This window comes from Kitasatospora sp. Ki12 (genome assembly GCF_054601375.1).
Window position 1 is genome coordinate 1 of the sequence record NZ_BAAIHT010000010.1, and the last position, 12,896, is coordinate 12,896.

Genomic DNA, 12,896 nt, shown 5'->3' on the forward strand with positions numbered 1-12,896 from the left:
CTGGCGTAGCCGGCCAGTTCCGGCAGCACCAGCAGGTTGACGTCCGGCACGTCGCGCAGGGCCTGGATGCCGGTCTTGCCGGCCTCGCTGCCGATCAGGTCCGTCATGCCGGGGGCTCCGCCGTCCTGGCCGCCGGCGAGGGCGAGGACCGGCGGGTTGACCGAGCCCTCCAGCCCGAGGTTGTTGGCGGCCTCACCGAGGAAGCGCACCACGTCGGCCGGGTCGGTGGAGCCGGCGACGACCTGGAGCTGCCGCCCGAACACGCTCACCCGGGTGCCCGCGAAGGCCCGCTTGCCCGGGGCGTCGGGCAGGGCCCGCAGCTTGCGCTCCAGCAGCAGGGCGAGCTCGGGGACGGTGGTCGGCGCGGTGCCGTCCGCGGCGGAGTCGTAGATCTTGACGGTCCGCGAGACGCCGGCGATCTTCACCTGGATCTCGTGGGTGAGGTCCGGCAGGGTGGCCGCGAAGGGCTTGGAGACGGTGCCCACCGGGTCCGGCCGGCTCTCCGCCAGCACCTTGACCCGGACGACGCCCGAGCCGCTGTTCACCACCGTCTCGGCGAACCGGGGGCTGGCGGCCTGGACCGACAGGTCCGCGAAGGACTCCCGGACGGCGCCGGAGGTGTCGAAGACCTGGAGGTTGAAGGTCTCGGCCGGGGTCGGCGTCCGGTAGTCCACGGCGACCCGCAGCCCCCCGCCCCAGAGCCCCGGCTCGACGGCGGTGACCTGCAGGGCCGGGGTGGCGGTGGAGGTCTGCGTCGAGTTGAGCGTGACGCCCGCGGCGGCGCCGGTGCCGGCCGCCGCGACCCGGACCACGATCCCGATCGAGCCCCCGTTGAGGAAGAACTGCTGAACGGCGTAGCTGACCGGGCTCTCGCTCGCGAGTCCGCCGAAACGGCGTTCGAAGTCCGCGAAACTGGTGATGGTGACCGGTTGGTTGAGCGGACCGCGCCGGGTGGCCCCGACGAAGGCGGTCACCGAGGTGCTCACCGCGGTGATGGTACGGACGCCGCTGGGAAGCTCTTCGATGTAGACGCCCGGGTAGGTCGGTGTCGTCGGCAATTCCCCCTCCGTTCACTTCGTGCATCAAGAGACCGGTAAATGGGATCCGGATGCATTGATGGCAGGCTCAGTCTCGGATTCAGGTGACAATTCGTCAAGGCCTGAACGGGAAAGGCTAATTGTATTACTGGGCTTTTTCGGGGTTGCGGAATTGGGTATTCCGCAACCCCTGTGCGATGCCCCGTCAGCCGCCTTCGGGCAGGTTCCGGTAGTCGGGCCGGGCCGGCGTGGGGTCCGGCGCGGGGGCCGGCGCGGGGGCCGGCGGCGTCGCCGCGGGTGCGGGTGCGGGTGCGGGCTCAGGCGTCGGCGCCGGAGCCGGTGCGGGCGTGGGTGCGGGTGCGGGTGCGGACGGCGCGGGCGTGGGTGCGGCGGGCGCGGGCGTGGGCGCGGGGGTCGGCGGCTGGTAGGACGGCGGCCGGGCGGCCCCCAGGAACCAGCCCCAGCTCGCGCCGAACCGGTGCTCCAGGAACCGGAACACGGCGTAGTAGACCGTGCCGAAGCCGGTGACCAGGGCGGAGGTGACGGAGGCGTTGTCCACGTTGATGCCGAGCCGCGCGGCCTGCAGCACGAGGAACGCGACGATGTAGGGCACGCACGTGCGCCACAGGGACAGGGCGAGTTGGTACATCTGTCCTCCTCGGCCGACGTCAGCCGGCGACGGTGAAGCCGTGCGCCTGGCCGAGTCGGGTCAGCGAGTTGATGCCGGGTATGCCGTCCGCCTGCTGCCCGCTGTACCCGTACCGGCGCTGCAGCGCGGAGTAGGCGTCGATGGTCTGGGTGCCGAAGGAGCCGTCGGCCCACTTCCGGTCGAGCAGCCCCTCGGCGACGAGGGCCCGCTCCACCGTGTACACGTCGTCGGCGTGGGTGGTGGCGCCCTGGGGCGCGTCCGGGTCCTGCCGGGCCGCCGCGACCACCCGCGACTTCGACACCTCGGCCAGCGGGATCGCCCCGCCGAGCAGCCGGCGCAGCGAGGACTCGCCGGGCACGCCGTCCGCGTCCCCGCCGGAGTAGCCCAGACTGCGCTGGTAGTCGGCGTAGTTGAGGGTGTCGGCGTCGGTCCAGTCCGGTCCCGGGCCCTGGTCGTAGTGCGAGCCGAAGCCCGCCGCCACCAGCGCCTCGCCGACGACGGTGACCTGCGGACCGTGCGCGCCGTAGCCGTACGGCAGTCCGCCGACGTCCTTCCGGTACCGGGCCGGGGTCTGGTCCGGGGCCGGGTCCGGCTGGGGCGCGGGCTGCTGGGGCGGGGTGACCACCGTGCCGTCGGGGCGCGGCGCACCCGACGTCACCCAGGCGTACAGCGCCGGGCCGGGGCAGTCGGTCGAGTAGCCGTCCTGGTGCCCCTTGATCTCCGGGCCCGCCGGGCCCTGCTGCTCGCAGTACTCGATCGCGTCCCGCAGCCCGTTGAGCTGTTCCGGGGTGGGCACGGTCGAACCGGACGAGCCGACCAGCCCGCACACCGCGTAGTGCGCCTCGTTGAGCGGGACGTCGCCGTTGGCACTGTTGCGCCGGTTCAGCCCGCGGCCCTCGAACACGTGGCCGTGCTCGCAGACCACGAAGCTGTAGCCGATGTCCGACCAGCCGTCGTCGTCCATGTGCGAGGCCTGGAGGCGCCGGACGTAGGCCGGGCAGGTGTCGTGGGCGTCGAAGGTGTACTCCGTGCCGAGGTAGTGCACCTTCACCCCGGCGCGCGGACCGGCGTACGGGATCGAACCGTTGGGCTCGCGCCAGGGCCGCGCGCCCCACTGGTCCCGGTCCACCAGCTGCAGCCCCGGCCAGCCGGTCGACGGCGGCTGCGGCTGCGGGTCCGGGGTCGGTGCGGGGGGCTCGGGGGCCGGTGCCCCGACGGCGCCGGCCCACGCCCGCAACTCGTCCAGCGAGCCGTTGAACACGTCCGCGTCGAGCGGGTCGTCGCTGTACTGGTGGAAGCGCCAGGACGCCTGGATGCGCGGCGAACCCGCGGACACGTAGTCCGCTATCCACAGGAAGTCACCGGCGTTGTCGTCCGTCCGGAACCAGTAGTCCCGGTTGGTGTAGAGCCCGACCAGGCGGTCCGGGTAACGCTGCTTCACCGCCGCCAGCCACCGGTTCTTCGCCTCGGTCGCGTCGCCGTCGCCGACCGACTGCCCGTACGGCTCGAAGTCCAGCACCAGCAGCTCGCCCGCGGGCACCTGCCCCACGACCCGGCAGAAGTGCTCCACCTCACCCTCGACCGGGTTCTCCGCGTGCAGGAAGTGGTAGTGCCCGACCACCAGCCCGCGCCCCCGGGCGTCCGAGAGCTTGTCGGCGTACCCCGACTGGCCGGTGTGGCCGCCTTCGGTGGCCTTGATGAAGACGAACTCCGCGTCCCCCGGAATACCCGACTGGAAGTCGGAGACGTCATAACCCTTCGCGTATGCCATCAGGATGCTCCCCCTTTGCGCCGATGGCAGCCACGGCCGACCGGCCCCATCCCCGGGGCCCCGACGCCGGCCAGAGCGTCATGCTCACTCCACATGAGAATTGACTGAACGTCAACTTCTTTGATTTGAAGGTGTTCTGTAGGTTCTGCGAGCCTCCTGGGGCGGCCTTTTCCACAGGCCTGTGCCACTGGCACATCCACCGGACGACACGCCGTGGCGAGGGGTGTGCGGGGGCCTGTCCGGCATCCAGGGGCCAACATGTGTCCGGCGACTGTGGAGGCGGGGGTCGGAGGTCAGGAGGTGTGCAGGGCCCTGGTGATGAGGCCCGGGCGTCGTCGCCGTACACGGCGGACTCGTGGAGCGGTCGAAGGCGCGGTGGAAGACCCGGACACGGTCGCCGGTGATCGTCTCGCCTCCTCGGTAGCCCTCGACCTCGACGCGGGCGCCGTCGAAGATCCCGAATCCGTCGCCGGGATAGACCGTCAGCCGGGCGCGGGCGGGGATGATGCCGAGGGTGAGGCCGGGCAACGTCAGGGCCTCCAGAAGGTGTTCGAGCTGGGCGCGCATGACCTCGGGGCCACCGATGCCGGTGAGCAGCGCCTGCTCACCGAGCAGGACGTGGAAGCTGCGCCCGCCGACGCCGAAGTACTGGGCACGGGCGACGCGCTCGGCGGCGCCGGCCTCGATGTCCCGCGGGATGCCGTGCAGGTCGACGACCAGCCGCAGGACCTCCTCGGCGTAGGCGCGGGTCTGCAGGTTTCCCCAGACGAGATCGGGGCTGTAGCCGTGGTAGTGCGTGGTCCGCTCGACGAGCCGGCGGAACTCGGCCTGGATCGGCCCGGTTCCCTGCCGGAGAAGACCCGGCCAGTCGACGGCGGCCGGGCCGGCGCGTGAGGTCCGGGGTGGGGATGGTGGGTCGGACATGCGTTTCCTCCTGGGGACACGTGAGGCCCGGTGGACGGGTCGTCCCGCCCGCGCGTGCGTGCCGGGCGAACGGCGAGCGCGGATGTCAGCGAGCTTGCCGCGACGGCTGAGCGTCCGTCGGAGCCGCCAGCGAGGGGGATGGCGCGACCGGCTCCCAGGACAGCTCCCAGGCCAGATCGCCACCCGGCCGCGGGAACTGCCGAACTCACGTCGAGCAGCTGGAGCGCGCTGAAGCGGACGGGACGTGGCTGGGCGAGATCCCCCGCAGGGCCGTCTGCAGCGCGTCGGAGGACGCCTCGGCCCAGGCATAGCCGAGCGAGATGTGGTGCCGGCCGCCGTCGTGGAGCAGCGCGCCGGGCCCGCGGACCTCGCGGATCGCGTCGCGTACCCGCTCGCGCAGGTCGACCAGCCGCTCATCGGGCGAAGGTCCAGGAACGCCCCGACCCGGTTGGCGATCGGAGACCGGCCGTGACCTCCAGCGGGCCGGTGAAGGCCAGGTGCGTGCGCAGGGCGGCGACGAGGTCGTCGCGCTCCTCCGGGGTGATCTTGTCGGCGGTGGTGTCGGCGACCATCTCGATGGTGCAGTGCAGCGTGCCGTCGCCGACCGGGGTGATCGGGTAGGGCTCATTGCGCCGCGGCACTCGCTGACCAGCCGGGCCAGGGGCAGGTCGGCCTGCAGGTTCGGAACGGCGTAGACGTGCAGGACGCGGGCGCCGTCGGGCCACGGCGCGCCCTGGAATTTCGGAACGAACTTCTCCACGATCGCTTCTCCGTCACGTTGGTGCGGCGGCCGTTCCGCGTGGGGCGGCGCGGCCTCGCCGCTGCTGGTCAGGACTGGCCGAGGTGCAGCTGGTGGACGCGCTCGAAGGTGTAGCGGGGGACCGGAGTGGGATGCTGGCGTTCCCACACCAGTCACACGCTGGAGACGGTGGCGTTGGTGCGGATTCCCGGCCGGATCCGGCGGCCGATGTCGGAGGCGAGGCGGTCCGAGCGGGCGGCGAGTTCGGGGGTGTCGGTGTCCTTGATGGTGCAGTCGGGCATCGGAACTCGCCGAATAGGTCGGCCGCCCGCCCGCGGCGGTGAGCCCGGCCCGCACACGCCGGTACAACAGGTCCGGGCCGTGCTCCGGCCAGATGTCCACGATGCCGGCTGAGCCGGAGGCGCGGGCCGGGCCGATCTCGATGGTGAACGGCTCCAAGTAGGCGAGTTCCTTCTGGGCGGCGGTGGCGGCGCTCGCGAGCATCGCCTCGTCGACCCGCGCGCCGGCGGCGGTCAGCGGGTGGATCTTCTGGATCGTCATGTGCAGGTCGTCGTCGGCGATCGGTGCGATCACGTCCGGGTACTGCTCGGTGATTTCGCGCAGCCGGGCGAAGTACTCGAGGACCTGCGGCTGGTCCTGGGGTAGCCACAGGACGTGTGGTCGCACCCAGTCCTCAGCCGGGCCATCCTGGCGTCCCCACCAGCGGCTGGTGGTCATGAACTTCCTCACCGCGTCTCCTGCCGCGCCGGGATAGCGCTGACGTCCAGGTCGGCGTAGACGGGGCGGTGGTCGGCCGCAGCCTCGCTGGCCGGGCTGACATGGGCACGGTAGTGGACCAGGGCGGGGGCCACGGGCCGGGTCGCCAGGATCAGGTCGATCCGTCGCTCGCCCCACGGGTCCGGATCGCCTTGCCCGTCGGCCCAGTAGCCGACGGTCGGCTGCCACCGTGCCGCCAGCTGGGCGGCGGCGTCGACCATGAACCCGCGCCGCAGCAACGCTGCGGTCTGCCGGCGGTCGGCCAGGTTCTCCCCGCCGACGGTCTCGGCGATGCACTGGTACTCAAGGTCGTCGTGGTCCTGGTCGGTGTAGGGCTCGGCGTCGTAGTACACGTGGTCGGACGTGGTGGCGGCGGAGATGGAGTTGAAGTCGCCCGCCAGGATGCCCGGCTTCGCCCCGCCGGTGCGGCGGAAGATCCCCTTGAGCCGTAGAGCCTCGTTCGCGCGGCCGTCGGGCCGGAACGGGTCACCGTGGTAGCTCCCGACAAGGAGGGGCTCCGCCGCGCCGACATCGAGTTGCAGGGTCGTGCAGCTGTGCCAGAAGTCCGGTGCGCCGAACGGGCGGAACCCACCGGGGACCGCGCGCACGGTGTCAGGGTTCCAGAGGATGGCCGTGTACCAGCCCCGGTGCTGGTTGTTCGCCATGGCGATGCCACCAGGCGTTCCGTCCGCACGTATCGTCGTGGCGGTCAGGCCGCAGTCGGCCGCGAGAGATCCGATGATCTCGCCGGCCTCGGCCCGCCACCGCTGCGCGCGGTCAAGCTCCGTCTCGCCTTCCTGCAGGTCCTCGTCGACGAGGACCTCTTGGAGGGTCAGGATGTCGGGCGCCACCTCCCGAATGGCAGTGACGCGGGCTCTCCAATCAGCGGTGTTGCGAGCGGTGAGTTTGAGCTTGTAGGCGTTGAAATTGGTGATGCGGACCAAGGTCGGCTCCTCTGGTAGGACTGGCTGTGGTGTCACGGGTGCTACATCGGACGCCCGTTGTGCAGGACGAGCTGGCGGCTTTCCGCGCGGGCCTGGGTGAGTGAAGACAGCAGGTCGTAGCGGTTGGGCAGCAGGATCGGCTGCCAGTCGGTGAGGCTGCGGAAGGCGTAGCTGTCGTGCTCGTCGGACAGCCGGATCGCTTCGGCCTGGGCGGCGGTGAGCCAGCCTCCGTCGAAGTGGTAGTCCGTCATGGCCGGCCGGTGCTCGGTTGGGTCGCGGAAGTCCGTCGCCAGGGGGCGCAGGATGCCGGTGAGGTCGAGGCCGGTCTCCTCCAGGGTTTCGCGTGCCGCGGCACGGCGCGGGTTCTCGCCGTGGTCGAGGCGTCCTCCGGGGAACAGCCAGCGTGGCTCGGCGCCGAAGGCGTCCCGCTGCTCGTCCGGGGCTTCGTGGAGCAGCAGGACCCGGTTGCTCTGGTCGGTGAGGAACACGGCGCAGCCGTGGAGCGCCTGCGGCATCGTCTTCAGGTATTCGGCGGGGGGAATCCACTGCGGCATCGTGGGCGGTCTCCTGTTCGTTGGCGCAGCCGGGTTCAGGCCAGGCCCTCGGGCTTGTCGCCGCGGTAGAGGACGTGCACGTGGAGGTGCTTGGACTCCTGGTAGTCGCCGAGGTTCGTCACGACGCACGCGGCGCCGTGCTCGGCCTTGACCTGGGCGGCGACCTGCCGGACGACCCGCATCACCTCCAGCAGCAGTTCCTCGCCGCCGTCGCCCAGGTCCTCGATGGAGGGGGTGTGCTGCTTCGGGATCACCACGATGTGTACTGGGTAGCTGGGCCTGGTGTGGTGGAAGGCCAGGACCGAGTCCGTCTCCTGGACGGTATCCACCTTCGTGAGGCCGGTCAGCACCTGCTCGCAGTAGAAGTCGGACATGCTCACGCTCCGATCAGGGCGAGGTAGTGGGCGACGTACGGCGGGGTCTTGAGCGCGGCGACCTCGGCGAAGGGCACCCAGGCGATGCCCACGCCTTCGTCGCCGAGCCGGATCGCGTCCTTCGGGCCGGTGTACACCGCGTGCAGGACACGGGTCATCGCCGAGACGCGCTCGTGGCGGGGGCCGGGCAGCTCCCGGACGTCGGTGATGGTGATCCCGGCTTCCTCGAACACTTCCCGGGTCGCGGTCTCGGACGGTGTCTCGTCGTGCTCTCGCCACCCGCCGATCGGGGTTCGGAATCCCGGCCAGGCGATGCCCTCCTTCTCGTCCCGGTGGTGCACCAGCAGCTCGCCGTCCGGGGTGGTGACGAACACCACGATGCCCTCGAAGTCCTGGTGCTCCGGGGTAGGCCGTTCGATGTAGAGCACCCGGCCGGAGCGGGCGGCGCGCAGCACCTGGAGGTCTTGCCGGTACTCCTCGGGCGTCAGGTAGTGGCGCCAGTTGTACTCGGTCTCAAAGCGGAACTCGCAGTGTTCGGCCGGGTCGAGGACGATGCGGGCCTTCTGCTCCTCGGTGAGCGTGCCACCGTCGAAGACCCATCCGATCGACGGCACGGGGCGGACGTGGTCGGCCTGCTGGTGGATGACGGCGATCAGCCGCTGTCGGCCGACCGGGTCCGGGTTCTCGGTGAGCAGGTCGAGACCGATCTCTTCGCGGGCCTCGCGCAGCGCGGTCTCGAACGGGGACTCGCCGGGCTCGGAATTCCCGCCGGGCCAGTCCCATCGGTCGGTGTCCACGGCGTTGCGCATGCCCAGCACCCGGCCCTGCTCGTCGCGCACGAGAACGCAGGCGTACGTCATCGGCCGGTCGATCGTGGCGAGGTACTGGCTGGCGGGCTTCCATCCGGCGGCGAGGCGGTGGGTGAGCCAGGTGATCACCTCGCGGTAGCCGTCGCTGGTCGGCGGCAGCTCGTCTGGGCGGAACCAGTCGAAGGAGTCGTGCTCGGAGAGGGTCACCGTGGTCTCGTCCGGGACGGTGCAGGTGAAGACGAACTGGCGGGTCAGACACCCCATGACGTTTGAGGTCAAGCGGCATGGAGGTCTGCGTGGTGGGACCAGGCGGTCGCTTCGTCGTAGTGGGTGCGGCTCTTGAGGCATCCGTGGAGGATGCCGACGAGCCGGTTGCCGAGCTGGCGGAGGGCGGGGTTGTAGCCGGCTTCGCGGGCTCGTTGCTTGTCGTAGTAGCGGCGGGCGCCCGGTGAGGCGCGCAGGGCGGAGAACGCCTGGCGTTGGAGGGCGTCGGCGAGCCGGTTGTTGCGCACGTAGCGGGCCTGGACGCTGTGGCTCTTGCCGGAGGCCCGAGTGACTGGGCTGGTCCCGGCGTAGTTCTTGCGGGCCTTGGCTGAGCTGTAGCGGGTGGGGTCGTCCCCGAACTCGGCGAGCACCCGGGCGCCGGTGATCTCGCCGATGCCAGGCATCGACAGGTAGATGTCAGCGTCCGGGTGCGCGAGAAAATGTGCCCTCACCTGCTCTTCCATCGCGGCTATCTGCTCGTTGAGGGCGAGCAGGAGGCGGGCGTGGGCGGTGGTGGCGGCCGCGTAGGCGGCCGTGAGCGGCTCGGGCAGCTCCAGGTATGTCTCGCGCAGTGTGGCCTGGATCGCGCCGGCCTTCTGGTCCCGGTCGCGGCGCCGGGCCCGGGCCAGGACGGCGGCGATCTGGGTGCGGGTCAGCTTCGCCGCCGTCTGCGGCGTGGGTGCCTTGATCAGCAGTTCCAGCGCGTCGGCGCTGGTCAGCTCCAGGGACGCGTATGCGGTCAGCGCCCCGGGGAAGTACTCGCGCAACGTGCTGCGGAGCCGCTGGAAGGTGCGGGTGCGTTCCCAGATCAGGGTCTGGTGGGCGCGGGTGACGACCTTGACGGCCTGGGCCTGGTCACTATCGCCGGCGATGGGCCGCAGCTGGTCGCGGTCGATGCGGACCATGTCGGCGAGCGCGTGGGCGTCGCCCTTGTCGCTCTTGGCACCGGAGGTGCCGTATCGCTCCTTGAAGCGGGCGACCTGCCGGGGGTTGATCGCGTAGACCTGGTAGCCGGCGGCGATCAGGGCCTGCACCCAGGTGCCGCGGTCCGTCTCGATCCCGACGATCACGTCGGCGGGGTCGGGGTCCTCGCCGGCGTGCCTGGCCACGAGCTCGTGCAGTTTGGCGATGCCCTCCACGCCCTCGGGCAGCCGGGCGGCGGCCAGCTTCCGGCCGGTCGGGTCCTGGACCTCGATGTCGTGGCGGTCCTCGGCCCAGTCGTCGCCGATCAGTAGCAACTCGTCCTCCCCGTCGTGTACTTGCCGGTCGTGCAGCCAGCGGAAGACACGGCACGCGGCCTAATGGATCCAGTGCTCACGCCTTGTCCGGCGGGCACGCCACCCCATCAGCGGTCATGGCCTTCCGGCCGACCAGCAGGGGCACGGTCTGACCCCAGAACTCGCAATGGTTCCGGCGACACGAGTGCTCACCTGCTGGCGGCTACGGCACCGAGTCTCTACGACTCAGCAAGTCCCATTAGGCGGCCCCGGGTGTTGACGAAGTCCAGGGCCCGCACGTACTCGATGTCGGGGCAGTGGATGCCGGTCTCCTCCACCAGCTCCCGGATCCCACCGTCCCGGGGGTCCTCGCCGTCGTTCAGCCCGCCGGCCGGGTAGTCCCACAGGCCGGGCAGCACGTCGTCCTGCTTGCGGCGCAGCATCAGCACATGGCCCTGCTGGTCGCGCACCACGGTTCCGGCCGCGAGCTTCTGGACGCCTTCGGCCAGGGCCTGTTCGGCGAGCAGCTTGTACGAGATCATGCGGTGGTCTCCTCCTTCGCACGGTTCCAGTCGCCCCAGGCGGTGACCGGCTGCCCGGCCAGGGCCTCGGCGACCTGCCAGAGCATCCCGGCGCGGGAGCCCTTCACGAGGACGACGTCGCCGGGGCGTACCTCGTTCTGGAGCCAGGCGGCGGCGGTGGCGTTGTCGCGCACGATCGCGACGGTCTCCACGCCCGCCGCACCGGCGGCGAGCGCCAGCTGCTTAGCCAGAGCGCCGCCGACAGCGAGGACCAGGTCCACGCCGAGTTCTCCGGCCTCCCGTCCGACAGCGCGGTGCCCTTCGACGGCGTCCTGTCCGAGTTCGGCCATCTCGCCGAGCACGGCGATCGTCCTGCGCTGCTCGTTCAACGGGGGTCCTCGGTGGTCCAGGTGACGGTCATCGGGGTGGTGGGGCGGGCCAGGACGAAGCGGCCCCGGTCCGGGTCGGCCGCCGGCGGCGAGGCCGGGATAGCGATGACGGCGGGGTGGTTGCGGAAGCGGTGGTCCCACAGTGCGGCTTCGGCGGCGAGCTGGGCGGCGAGGGCGGCGCCGCCGGGGCCGTAGCCGTGGAAGTCGAGTTCGAACCGGTCGCCGCCGTCCTCGGTGAGGTGGTAGCCGAGGTGGGCGAGTGAGCCGCCTGCGGTGGTGGCCATCGTCTGGGCGGGCAGGCCCGGGACCGCGTCCTTGGAGGACCGCAACCACATCGGCGGGTTGGGAAGGCGGCAGGCGAGCCACAGGTACAGCTGCTCGAACGACTCCTGTCGGCCGACGAAAACCCCGGTGGGCACGGTGGTGTGCCGGGTGTTCAAGACCCCGGTCAGGGCGGCCGGGTCGGTGGCGTGGAGGTTGTCCCGGTTGGACTGGAGGGTGGCCGCGCCGGTGCCGGTCAGGTCGATGGTGCTGGAGGCGGCCGGGGTGGTGCCGGGGTCGCGCAGCGGCATGAAGCCCGCCATCTCGCTGCCGTCGCCGACCCAGCCGCCGTGGCCGTCGCTGACGAAGGGGACGGTCCGCGACACCGCCCCGGCCAGGCGCACCGGGACGAGGAGACGGCCGGCGGGGTGGAGCTGGTCCAGCCAGGCCCGAGGGACTTCGAAGGCGCCCACGGTGGCGGTGATCCGGTCGAACGGCGCCTCGCTGGGGTGGCCGAGCCTGCCGTCGCCGAGGACGACGTCCACAGATCCGATGCCCGCCCGGGCGAGGTTGGCGCGGGCACCCCGGACCAGGTCGTCATCGACGTCGATGGTGACGACCCGTCCGGCCGGTCCGGTCAGGTGCGCCAGCAGGGCCGCGTTGTAACCGGTGCCCGCCCCCAGCTCCAGCACCCGGTGGCCGGGCTCGACCTGGAGCTGCTCCAGCATCATGGCCACGATCCGCGGTTGGGACGCCGCGCTGATCGAGGTCCCGGCCTCGTCGGTCTTGATGGACACGATGTCGTCGGCGTAGGCGGTGGTGAGGGGGACGCCGGGGACGAACAGCTCGCGCGGCACGGTGCGCATCGTCGTCTCCACCGCGCTGGTGCGGATCTTCCTGTCGGCGAGCAGCCGATCGGCGAGCTGGTGGCGAAGCTCCTCGGCGGTGCTGGGCCGGGAGGTGGTCTGCTGGTCGCTCACGCGGTCTGCTCCTCGCTGGTCGTCTCAGGGGTCTCGGTCAGTGGCGGCCTCTGCGCGGGCACGCCGCTGCGGTCGTGCTGCAGCGCCCGGAGGTCGGCGAACATCCCGGGTGTGGAGGCGAGTTCGTCGAAGGTGCCTTCCTGGATGACGCGGCCGTGGTCCAGGACGACGATGCGGTGCGCGACCCGGGTGTTCTCCAGGTTGTGGGTGACCAGCACGGTGGCGCGGTCCTTGGCGATGCCGGTCAGGCCGTTGAAGATCCGGTGTTCGGCCCTGGGCTCCATGGCGCTGGTCGGCTCGTCCAGGATGAGCAGGTCGGACTGCCGGTGGAACGCGGCGGCGGTGACCATGCGTTGCCACTGGCCTTCGGACAGGTCGGTGCCTCCCCAGAAGTCCCGCGACACGAGGGTGTCGAGTCCCCGGTCGAGTTCGGCGATCACCTCGTCGGCGCCGGTGGCGGCGGCGGCCTCCATCACGGCGGCGTCGCCCCGGCTGGTGGGCTGGCCGAGCGTGATGTTCTGCCGGGCGGTGAGCGGCCAGTGGGAGAAGTCCTGCTGGACGAAAGCGGTGTGCCCCACAGCAGGTCCGGGTCCATGTCGCGGGTGTCGCGCCCGTCCCACGTCACCGCGCCGTCTGCGGGCAGCGTCAGGCCGCACAGCAGCCGCATCAGGGTGGACTTCGCGGCG

General features: G+C 71.4%; 14 protein-coding genes and 1 pseudogene. All 15 read right to left on the bottom strand.

Annotated features, from left to right (window positions below; all coding sequences use genetic code 11):
- Positions 1–1,058 (bottom strand): annotated as a pseudogene (locus ACYP53_RS43895) (phage tail protein); the annotation flags it as partial.
- Positions 1,059–1,242: 184 nt separating this feature from the next.
- Positions 1,243–1,686 (bottom strand): hypothetical protein, encoded by a 444-nt coding sequence (locus ACYP53_RS43900; RefSeq protein ID WP_459649878.1) that lies wholly within the window; start codon positions 1,684–1,686, stop codon positions 1,243–1,245.
- 19 nt (positions 1,687–1,705) lie between these two features.
- Positions 1,706–3,457, bottom strand: coding sequence for a peptidoglycan-binding protein (locus tag ACYP53_RS43905; RefSeq protein ID WP_459649877.1), 1,752 nt, complete (start codon positions 3,455–3,457; stop codon positions 1,706–1,708).
- Between the two features lie 111 nt (positions 3,458–3,568).
- Positions 3,569–4,798 (bottom strand): DUF5753 domain-containing protein, encoded by a 1,230-nt coding sequence (locus ACYP53_RS43910; RefSeq protein ID WP_459651549.1) that lies wholly within the window; start codon positions 4,796–4,798, stop codon positions 3,569–3,571.
- Entirely contained in the window at positions 4,795–5,022 is a 228-nt protein-coding gene (locus ACYP53_RS43915) for a hypothetical protein (RefSeq protein ID WP_459651550.1), read from the bottom strand. Before ACYP53_RS43915 ends, ACYP53_RS43910 begins: the two co-directional genes overlap by 4 nt.
- 271 nt (positions 5,023–5,293) lie before the next feature.
- On the bottom strand, positions 5,294–5,422 hold the full coding sequence (locus tag ACYP53_RS43920) for a hypothetical protein (protein WP_459649312.1): 129 nt from the start codon (positions 5,420–5,422) through the stop codon (positions 5,294–5,296).
- Between the two features lie 444 nt (positions 5,423–5,866).
- The gene (locus tag ACYP53_RS43925; protein ID WP_449789010.1) at positions 5,867–6,841 is read right to left on the bottom strand and encodes an endonuclease/exonuclease/phosphatase family protein; all 975 of its coding nucleotides are present in this window, start codon (positions 6,839–6,841) and stop codon (positions 5,867–5,869) included.
- A 41-nt stretch (positions 6,842–6,882) separates the two neighbouring features.
- Positions 6,883–7,395, bottom strand: a complete 513-nt coding sequence (locus ACYP53_RS43930) for an NUDIX domain-containing protein (RefSeq protein WP_449789009.1) — start codon at positions 7,393–7,395, stop codon at positions 6,883–6,885.
- 35 nt (positions 7,396–7,430) lie between these two features.
- Positions 7,431–7,769 (bottom strand): HIT domain-containing protein, encoded by a 339-nt coding sequence (locus ACYP53_RS43935; protein WP_449789087.1) that lies wholly within the window; start codon positions 7,767–7,769, stop codon positions 7,431–7,433.
- 2 nt (positions 7,770–7,771) lie between these two features.
- A complete protein-coding gene (locus tag ACYP53_RS43940; RefSeq protein WP_459649311.1) occupies positions 7,772–8,842 on the bottom strand; it encodes an NUDIX hydrolase in 1,071 nt (356 codons plus the stop codon).
- 11 nt (positions 8,843–8,853) lie between these two features.
- Positions 8,854–10,080, bottom strand: coding sequence for an IS110 family RNA-guided transposase (locus tag ACYP53_RS43945; protein WP_459649310.1), 1,227 nt, complete (start codon positions 10,078–10,080; stop codon positions 8,854–8,856).
- A 218-nt stretch (positions 10,081–10,298) separates the two neighbouring features.
- Positions 10,299–10,601 carry an NUDIX hydrolase gene (locus ACYP53_RS43950; RefSeq protein ID WP_459649309.1) on the bottom strand — a complete coding sequence of 101 codons (303 nt, stop codon included), beginning with the start codon at positions 10,599–10,601 and terminating at the stop codon, positions 10,299–10,301.
- Positions 10,598–10,969: a glutamate ligase domain-containing protein gene (locus tag ACYP53_RS43955; RefSeq protein ID WP_459649308.1), complete on the bottom strand. Its 372-nt coding sequence runs from the start codon at positions 10,967–10,969 to the stop codon at positions 10,598–10,600. The genes ACYP53_RS43950 and ACYP53_RS43955 overlap by 4 nt, the downstream gene beginning before the upstream one ends.
- Positions 10,966–12,210 (bottom strand): methyltransferase, FxLD system, encoded by a 1,245-nt coding sequence (gene fxlM, locus ACYP53_RS43960; protein WP_459649307.1) that lies wholly within the window; start codon positions 12,208–12,210, stop codon positions 10,966–10,968. The genes ACYP53_RS43955 and fxlM overlap by 4 nt, the downstream gene beginning before the upstream one ends.
- Positions 12,207–12,788 carry an ATP-binding cassette domain-containing protein gene (locus ACYP53_RS43965; RefSeq protein WP_459651551.1) on the bottom strand — a complete coding sequence of 194 codons (582 nt, stop codon included), beginning with the start codon at positions 12,786–12,788 and terminating at the stop codon, positions 12,207–12,209. Before ACYP53_RS43965 ends, fxlM begins: the two co-directional genes overlap by 4 nt.
- Between the last annotated feature and the right edge of the window lie 108 nt (positions 12,789–12,896).

Excerpts from the sequence above, each read along its gene's own strand:
- ACYP53_RS43900 (WP_459649878.1), bottom strand. The coding sequence starts at position 1,686 with ATGTACCAACTCGCCCTGTCCCTGTGGCGCACGTGCGTGCCCTACATC.
- ACYP53_RS43905 (WP_459649877.1), bottom strand. The coding sequence starts at position 3,457 with ATGGCATACGCGAAGGGTTATGACGTCTCCGACTTCCAGTCGGGTATT.
- ACYP53_RS43910 (WP_459651549.1), bottom strand. The coding sequence starts at position 4,798 with ATGAGCGGCTGGTCGACCTGCGCGAGCGGGTACGCGACGCGATCCGCG.
- ACYP53_RS43920 (WP_459649312.1), bottom strand. The coding sequence starts at position 5,422 with ATGCCCGACTGCACCATCAAGGACACCGACACCCCCGAACTCGCCGCC.
- ACYP53_RS43930 (WP_449789009.1), bottom strand. The coding sequence starts at position 7,395 with ATGCCGCAGTGGATTCCCCCCGCCGAATACCTGAAGACGATGCCGCAG.
- ACYP53_RS43935 (WP_449789087.1), bottom strand. The coding sequence starts at position 7,769 with ATGTCCGACTTCTACTGCGAGCAGGTGCTGACCGGCCTCACGAAGGTG.
- ACYP53_RS43940 (WP_459649311.1), bottom strand. The coding sequence starts at position 8,842 with ATGGGGTGTCTGACCCGCCAGTTCGTCTTCACCTGCACCGTCCCGGAC.
- ACYP53_RS43950 (WP_459649309.1), bottom strand. The coding sequence starts at position 10,601 with ATGATCTCGTACAAGCTGCTCGCCGAACAGGCCCTGGCCGAAGGCGTC.